The 7,924-nt window shown below is 62.3% G+C and carries 7 protein-coding genes; 5 read left to right on the forward strand and 2 right to left on the reverse strand.

The genetic code is table 11. The annotated features are described in order from the left end of the window. Window positions 1–251: hypothetical protein (locus RCH10_RS26750; RefSeq protein WP_409054727.1), on the forward strand; the 251-nt coding region annotated here is incomplete at its 5' end. On the opposite strand, the gene RCH10_RS26755 is transcribed toward RCH10_RS26750, so the two are convergent. Beyond that, window positions 243–2,798, reverse strand: coding sequence for a YbcC family protein (locus RCH10_RS26755; RefSeq protein ID WP_409054728.1), 2,556 nt, complete (start codon window positions 2,796–2,798; stop codon window positions 243–245). The two genes, RCH10_RS26750 and RCH10_RS26755, sit on opposite strands and share 9 nt — an antisense overlap. Window positions 2,799–2,835: 37 nt before the next feature. Then, the gene (locus tag RCH10_RS26760) at window positions 2,836–4,404 is read right to left on the reverse strand and encodes an NADH-quinone oxidoreductase subunit L (RefSeq protein WP_409054729.1); all 1,569 of its coding nucleotides are present in this window, start codon (window positions 4,402–4,404) and stop codon (window positions 2,836–2,838) included. A gap of 98 nt (window positions 4,405–4,502) precedes the next feature. On the opposite strand from RCH10_RS26760, the gene RCH10_RS26765 reads away from it, so the two are divergent. From RCH10_RS26765 to RCH10_RS26780, 4 genes are all read left to right on the forward strand, one after another. Continuing rightward, the gene (locus tag RCH10_RS26765) at window positions 4,503–5,414 is read left to right on the forward strand and encodes a LysR family transcriptional regulator (protein ID WP_409054733.1); all 912 of its coding nucleotides are present in this window, start codon (window positions 4,503–4,505) and stop codon (window positions 5,412–5,414) included. 43 nt (window positions 5,415–5,457) lie between these two features. Further along, on the forward strand, window positions 5,458–5,814 hold the full coding sequence (locus RCH10_RS26770; RefSeq protein ID WP_409054730.1) for a hypothetical protein: 357 nt from the start codon (window positions 5,458–5,460) through the stop codon (window positions 5,812–5,814). A gap of 342 nt (window positions 5,815–6,156) precedes the next feature. Further along, window positions 6,157–7,140 (forward strand): IS5 family transposase, encoded by a 984-nt coding sequence (locus RCH10_RS26775; protein ID WP_409054731.1) that lies wholly within the window; start codon window positions 6,157–6,159, stop codon window positions 7,138–7,140. 224 nt (window positions 7,141–7,364) lie between these two features. Beyond that, on the forward strand, window positions 7,365–7,924 hold a 560-nt coding region (locus RCH10_RS26780), incomplete at its 3' end, for an IS110 family transposase (protein WP_409054732.1).

The raw sequence follows: 7,924 nt of genomic DNA on the forward strand, positions 1-7,924 counted from the left end.
CACTCTTCCTACAATCCAATTCCACGCAACTCAGCATCGACCACTCAAACCGGTCACGTTGCCGAAATCGTCGGTCACCTTCGCCGAAATACGCAACCGAGCGTGAATGTGCCCAACTGGCCGGTATCAAAGCTGTGACACGCACCATCGCGCAATCCAAGATGGGTTCCAAGACCGGAGCCATCACGCGCTCTTTGCCTTGCTGTATCCGCAAAGCAATTTTTTTCCTGCGTGAAATGACTTCACACTGAGCCGAGTTGCAGGGGGTGCCAGCCCCCCAATTCGAATCTGAGCAACTGTGCCTGGTCAAAACGCCAGAGATGAAGCCAGCCGTTGTCTACCAGTTGGCGCACCAACGGGTGCTTTCGGATCACATCTTCGATCGCTTGCGCAGAAGCATCAATCAACACCGTCAGGCGCAGCGGCTCGTGCATCCATCGCTCTCCATCGTGCAGCGATTGCTTGGCCAGACCAATTCTCAAATCGCCCCCGTTGCCCTCAAACACACCCAGGTGTCCGCCTACGACGTTATGCAGCACCTTGTTGCCACTGCCCAAACGCTGCGGGTCGCACGTGGAAGCGTGATATTGCCAGTTGATCCAATGCGTCACGAGCATCGGCGCGGTCATCAGCAGCTCAAGGACGCCGCCATCTGCGTCGTTGGTGGAGTCGTAGTCGTGGAGAAAGGTGCGGCCGTCGAGCATGGCACCTTGGCTGCGCCAGCGCGGAGCGATGACAAACGAGGCGTTGTTCGCTAAGCCCCACTCGGGCCGTGTCTGAGCACCGTCGTTGGCGCGGCGGCGCAACGTTGTCAACAACGCGTCATGCGGCGCGCGCGAATCGAGCCCGAGGCGTGTAGCCCGCTCGCGTCTGACTTGGTCGCACGCGTGTGCAAACACGTTCTCCAGATGATTCCAAGCGTTGTGGGCCGACGGTGCCAGCAGATCGAGATCGAAGCCTTCGATTTCGTCGGTGGTGGTGTTGTGCAGCGCCGCCACGAACGCCGTTTGCGCCGGCACTTCCACTCCAACGGCCCGCAGCCCCGCGCGCACAGCCGGCTCGTTGAGCAGTTGCGCCAGCGCGCGTGCGTTGACTTCACCGGTCTGGCCGCAGCATGCACCGCAATCCAGCGCTGCAGCATGGGCGTTGTTAATAGTGTGACTGCCATGACCGACTAGCAGTACCAGCGGCGCGAGGTCGTGGTCGAGGCCCATGGCGTGCAGCACGCGCGCAGCCAATACAACCTTGGCCTCAGTGTCTAGTCCAACGAGGCCAGGGCGGCAAATCGACCGGTAGCGGGACGGCAGGCCAGCCAGATCGTCGCGCGGGCGGGATCGCGTTGAGGGACTCAGCCACTGCACCAGCTTGCCGGCATATCCCACGCCGGCTGCCTCAACATAATTGAACGCCGCACCGGGCCAGTGCCTGGCAGCCAGCCACTGCCCGGACCGGACGAACCATTGTTCGCGGGCGTTGCGCGCCGCCACGGTCAGTGCGTGCTCGTTAAAGCGCGCGTCGGCAGCTTGCGCCGCTGGCACAGGAATGATGCGGTCCACCAATTCGACGGCGGGTTCCATAAGGCCTGGCAGTTGTGGCCTGCGCGCTTGCGTGGCCAGTGGCGTGTAGGCGGCAGGCAGTCCAAAGAACCCCGCGAACCCGATCGTTTGGATGGCGGGCCAGACAGCCTCTAGCGCACGCCGCAGCGGCTCGCTGCGCACGTCGATGCAAAAAGCGGCCTGCACCTCGACCGCCGGCGAAGCGTGAACTTCAGCGCGGTAGCCGACGGACAAAAGCTTGCTCGCCAGTTGGCGCTGATGGCCGGTCTCCAGCGCGAGTTGCCATACCTCGTCGACGAGCAGTGCGGCTTCTGCATCCTCCAGCGATGTCAGCGCCCGATGCCATTCCGCCTGCAGGGTGGCGAAGGCCTGCCGTGCATCGCCATCGCCCTTGCAATCCAGCAGGATCGCTCCCCACGCCAGCCGGATCGCCAGCAAGTCGCGCAGGTTCGGGTCCGTCCGACCCTGCAAGCGGGCCTGCCAGCCGAGGTAAGCACACCATGATGCCCAACCGTTGACGGTGAGCAGCACCGCTTCAAAATAGTTCGCCCATACCTGGTCTGGCAAGCCGAGCCGTTGCAGCACCCACTGCTCCGCTTCGGCGCGCGTGGCAGGCAGCGCGCTAACCGACCGGCCCAGATCGGGCAATCCCATCAGCACGCCGATGCCGTGGTCGTTCGTCAAGGTGTCGCGCCAGAACGCGTACAGACCTTGTTCCCGCTGTGGTTGCCAGTCCGCCTGATGCTCGTCGAAGTAGGCAGCGCAGGTCTGACTGACCTGATGGGTGATGGCTTGCCGCCAGCACAGCCGGTTGTGGCGCTTTGGATCATTGTCCAGAAGATCAATCAGCAGCGGTAGACGCGGCGCGTCCGGCGTGGCTGAGAGCGCCTGCAGGCAGTCCGTGGCCGTCAATCCAGCCGCTTGCGCTGCGGGCAGCGTCGTCAGAGCGTAAGCCAGGTCTGCGGCGCCGATACGCCCCTCGCGCCACGCCTGCTGCATGTACTGACGCGGTGGCAGCACCTGGATCCCACCCAGCACGGCCATGCGGGCCGCAACCTGGCGCAGCGGTTGACCGATGCGCTCCCAGTGCGGGTTGACTGCAATCGCACGATCCAGTGGCCACGACGGTGCGATGGCTTGACAGGCTCGCTCGCATGCCGCTTCAATGACACGGTCTCGGAGGATATCGCACGGTGGCAAGTTGGACCTGTTGGTGTGGGCAGCGTTCGTGTCGTGGTTCATGGCTTTGGGTGCTCCGGTTGCAGGGATAGCGCGCGTTTCATTGGGGACTGCCTTTGCATGAGCCGTGAGGCGGGTTGGCTAGCGGGCTGTCGCGTGTGGTCATCCAGCGGGCTGGCCACAGCCAAAGGGCCAGTCGGGTGTAGAGCTCGTCCAGATAAAAACCGGCGTAACTCCAGCGCCTGGCAGTCGCCATCGTCTGGGGTCGCAACTGCAGCGCAACGAGGCACAAATACATCGACGCCATGCCCATCCCCGCGAGGACGCCGCTTGCCGCGTTCGGTGCGTCGGTCACGCCCAGCGGTAGCAGGTGGGTCAGCAACGCCAGTGCGGTAAGGCCTGCGACCATGGCTGTGGCCCCCAGCACTTGCCACAGCGCACGGGTGGATGCGCCATCGTGCGTGCGTGGCAACCACATCAGCGGCGCCCAGGCCAGCGCCATCACGCCTGTCCACCACCAAGGCCACGCCAAACTGGCGCTCACCATTTGCATTACCGCCACGATGGCAAGTGCCCATATTGGTGCCAGTAACAAGCTCAAAAGGGAGGGCGGCTTGCGGCCACTCATCATTCGCAACTTGCTGAGTTGCACCACCGACGACGCCGAAAGAAAGGCGTGCGCCTTGTACAGAGAATGGCCAATGAGGTGCAGCGCTGCCAACGTGTACATGCCTACGCCGCACTCAAGCACCATGAAGCCCATTTGCGCCACGGTGGACCACGCCAGTCGCGCCTTGATACTAATGCGCGTGAGCATCACCAGACCTGCCAGCAGCGCCGAGACGAGCCCGAAGACCACTAGCAGCCAACGTGCGGCCGGCGCGGCATCCAGCAACGGTGCAAAGCGGATCAGCACGTAACCGCCCAGATTCACCACGCCTGCATGCAGCAGCGCAGACACCGGGGTGGGCGCCTCCATCACCTGGATCAGCCAGCCATGGACTGGCAGCAACGCCATACGGAGAACGACAGACAGTACCAAAGCAACCGCGCTGAACTGCAGCGCCGAAGATGCACCGTGCTGCGCCAACTGCCGCCACAACGCGGGCAACGAGCCGCTGCCGACATCCCACCACGCCAACCCGGCTGCTGTCAGAAGGAGTGCGTCAGCGAGGCGGTCGGCCAGGCGTTTCTTGTGGGCGGCCAGCTGGGCAAAGGGGCGATCCGGATAGAAGCACAGCAGTCGCTCCAAGGCCACACCGACCCCCGCCCACGCTGCGATCAGCACGAGCCAGTGTTGCGCGAGGAGCAGCAGGTGCACGCCCGCCAGCACCGCTGCAAGTGCCGAGACGTAGCGGCGCTGCGCGGGTTCGCCCTGAAGGTAGCGCGCTGAAAATGCGCCGATCACTGACCCCAGCCCTTGCACCAGCACAGCCACCCACACTTCCAGGGCGCTTGCGCCAAGCCAGCCGTGAACAAGGTGCGGCGCAAGCAGCCACGCCGCAAGGTTTGCCGCGGCAGCGATCAAGGCCGTGGCCGACAGCGCGCTGAATCGGCGCCAACTGGCCGCAATCGGGCGAGCTGCGGGCTGCGGCAAAAACGACGCTAGTGCCATCAGCACCGCTGGTGCAAGCAGGCTGGCGGCTGAGAAAGTTTGGAGCGAGACCATAAACGGGGTTTGTATGAAGAGCTGCTGGCTATGGTGTTCACCGCTCTTCATTCTGTAAAATACATTTAAAAGATATTTTTGTTAATGAAAAAAGAATGATGAATCTGGAGCAGCTCAACTTTCATCACCTTCACTACTTCTGGCGGGTGGCCAAAACTGGCAACCTCACCCGGGCCGCTGAAGATCTGCATGTTTCGCAGTCGGCTTTGTCGGCGCAGATTCGACAACTGGAGCAACGCCTGGGTGAAGCCCTGTTCAGCCGTGCAGGTCGACGGTTGAGGTTGACTGACACCGGCCAGCTGGTGCTCTCGTACGCCGACACCATCTTTGGTTTGGGGCGCGAGATGCTCGGGCGCCTACAGGGGCGTAGCGACGGCGTGACGCGATTGCGCGTGGGCAGCGTGGCCACAATGTCACGCAACTACCAGGAGAACTGGATCCGCCCTCTGCTGGACGATCCGTTAGTGGTGCTAACGCTGGAGTCGGGGCTGCTCGAAGGGCTGCTTGAGCGGCTGGCGCAGCATCAGCTCGACGTGGTGTTGGCAAACGAACCGGTGCGGGCGAACCCTGATCGGCCCATGCATTGCCGATTTCTGGGGTGTCAGACGATTTCACTAGTGGGTCCTGCCAGCGTCTGGACCGCTAACAGCCTCCGCGTGCCCCTCGACCTCGACGGTCTGGACATCGCCTTGCCAGGTCCACGTCACGCCTTGCGAGCGCAGTTCGATGCGCTGTGCGCTGCGGCGAATGTCACGCCCCGGTTGCGGGCCGAAGTCGATGACATGGCCATGCTGCGTCTGATCGCGCGTGACAGCGGCTGGCTGACCGTTCTGCCGGAAGTCGTTGTTCAGGACGAGTTGCGGGCAGGCGCTCTTGTCACCGTTGGTCAGTCCAGCGAACTGCGCGAAAATTTTTACGCCATCACGACACCGCACCGTCACCGGGTCGAAGTGCTCGAGCGGCTGCTCTTAAATGGACGGCCCGACGAAAGCGATGCCTCGGGAAATTAACTCGCACCCTATGAGGACTGCAACACCAGCGAAGCAACGTGAAATGTTCAAAGAACATGCCGCGCTCAGCCATCATCACCTCGATGTTGCAAAAGCTCAGCGGGCTGGCTGCTACCAGCCTGCGCTTGACTCGACAGAATCCTCTCAGTGCCTTATCCGGCTCGCCGAGCCCACCCGCTTGGCTCATTGCCGCCCCGATCTTGCGCACTTGCTGATGGAGCTCGCGCGCGAGTTCTTCGCGTCTTGCGGGCTCCAGTCTGCCGGAGATTGCGGCAATGCTGATGGCACCGACGAGGTTCTCGGCCGGAAAAGCCAGGCCGATAGCTGCCGTGCCGGGCGTAACAACACTGTCGAGGAAGGAGTAGCCCTGCCCTCGGCCGCGCGCCACCGCCTCGCGTAAGCAGCCGGCCGTGAAAGATGGGAACTTTTCGTAGCGGTGGCCGTTGGCGTCAATGATCGCCTCAGCCTCAGCCTCAGCCTCAGCCTCAGCCTCAGCCTCAGCCTCGTGCGCGGGCATGGCGCACAGCATAGCCAGCCCACCCGCACCCACGCCTAACTGAATCGCCCCGGCTTTGAACTGACCCCCAGAAGTTGGACGAACTTCAAGGAGTCCCATGGAGAAGTACGAGACAGAGTTCAAGCTCAAAGTGGTTAAGAGCTTTCTAGGGAGACGCTGATTTATTGATAGATCCCGGCACGCCTCATGCATGCATGAGAGGACCAGATTACGAGGGCAACGGACATGAACCAACGCAGCTTTGCCAGCGCCGAGTACGCATTGAAGAAGAAGCGAACGCGCCGCGAGAACTTCCTCGCCGAGATGGAGCGTGTCGTGCCTTGGAGCCGCTTAGTTGCCGTGATCGAGCCGCTGTATCCGACCAGTGGACGTGTGGGCCGTCAGCCGATCGGCGTGCCCCGGATGCTGCGCATGTATTGCCTGCAGCAGTGGTACGGCCTGGCCGACGAAGCGCTGGAAGACGCGCTGTACGACAGCCAGGCACTGCGCGACTTTGTGGGCATCGACCTGTCGCGCGAATCAGTGCCCGACGCCACCACGTTGTTGAAATTCAGGCGATTGCTGTTGGACAACGACCTCACCAAGGCGATGTTCGAAGAGATCAACGCCCACCTCGCCGAGCAGGGCCTTTTGATGCGTGCCGGCACCATCGTGGACGCGACCATCATCGCGGCTCCAAGCTCGACCAAGAACGCAGACAACACGCGCGACCCGGAGATGCATCAGACCAAGAAAGGCAATCAATGGCACTTTGGAATGAAGGCGCACATCGGCGTGGACGCGCAGTCGGGCCTCGTACATACGGTGGTGGGCACGGCCGCCAATGTGAGCGACATCAACGTTGCTGGCGCACTGCTGCATGGTGAAGAGCACGCGGCCTTTGGCGACGCTGGCTACCAGGGCGTGCACAAGCGAGCTGAAGCGCAAGGACCGATCTGGCACGTGGCCATGCGTCGGGGCACGCGACGCAAGCTCAATGAATTCATCGAGCCTCAGTACTTGGCCGAACGTGCGGAGAAGATGAAGGCCAGCATCCGCGCCAAGGTCGAGCATCCGTTCCATGTGATCAAGAACCTGTTTCGACATCGGAAGACGCGCTACAAGGGGCTGGCCAGGAACACAGCACAGCTGTTGAGCTTGTTCGGTCTGGCCAATCTGGTCATCGCCAAGAGGTCGCTGTTGGACTGCCATGCCCGAGGTGCGTCTTGAATGCGGAAAGCGGCCTCGAAAGAGGTCAAAACGATCGCCGTGAAGGCTCTGAATCGTGAAGTCGGGCAATCTTGCGGATGCTGGCGTTGCGATGTCATCAACTCGCGCTGCGATGCTCAATGTTCAGATGGTATGGGCGCCTCCCTCCTACCGCACTGCTTGCACTGCGCCGCGGGAAGTGCCAGATTGACGATCCCACCGTCAACATCCAAACGGAGACCACCATGGTACGCACCGTCATTGCCGTCGACATTGCCAAGAAGGTGTTTCAGCTGCACTGGGTCGAGCTGGACACCGGCTGCATCGAGCGTTTGCAGTTGAAGCGCGCCAGGATGCTGGAGTGGTTTGCCAATCGCACTGGTGCGCTGGTCGTCATGGAAGCTTGCGGTGGTGCTCACGACTGGGGCCGGGCTCTGATTGAATTGGGCCACGAGGTCCGACTCATCTCACCCAGGAAGGTGCGGCCGTTCGTGCAGCGCAACAAGACCGATGCAGCCGACGCGCAAGCCATCTGGACGGCGTGTCAACAGCCCGGCATGCGCTTCGTTCCCGTCAAGGCTGAAGCCCAGCAGATCGTACTGTCGCTGCACCGGTTGCGCGCGCAGCTCATGAAGACCCGCATCATGCAGACCAACGAACTTCGGGGGCTGCTCTACGAGTTCGGCATCGTGCTGCCAGAGGGTCATGCTGCGTTGCTCAAGGCGTTGCCCGACGCCATGTACGACGCGAGGACACGGCTGCCCGCGATGCTCATGGACAGCCTGGACGAACAGCTCAGGCGAGT

Source organism: Variovorax sp. GrIS 2.14, from assembly GCF_046115955.1.
GTDB lineage: Bacteria > Pseudomonadota > Gammaproteobacteria > Burkholderiales > Burkholderiaceae_C > Variovorax.

Excerpts from the sequence above, each read along its gene's own strand:
- RCH10_RS26755 (WP_409054728.1), bottom strand. The coding sequence starts at position 2,798 with ATGAACCACGACACGAACGCTGCCCACACCAACAGGTCCAACTTGCCA.
- RCH10_RS26760 (WP_409054729.1), bottom strand. The coding sequence starts at position 4,404 with ATGGTCTCGCTCCAAACTTTCTCAGCCGCCAGCCTGCTTGCACCAGCG.
- RCH10_RS26765 (WP_409054733.1), top strand. The coding sequence starts at position 4,503 with ATGAATCTGGAGCAGCTCAACTTTCATCACCTTCACTACTTCTGGCGG.
- RCH10_RS26770 (WP_409054730.1), top strand. The coding sequence starts at position 5,458 with ATGTTCAAAGAACATGCCGCGCTCAGCCATCATCACCTCGATGTTGCA.
- RCH10_RS26775 (WP_409054731.1), top strand. The coding sequence starts at position 6,157 with ATGAACCAACGCAGCTTTGCCAGCGCCGAGTACGCATTGAAGAAGAAG.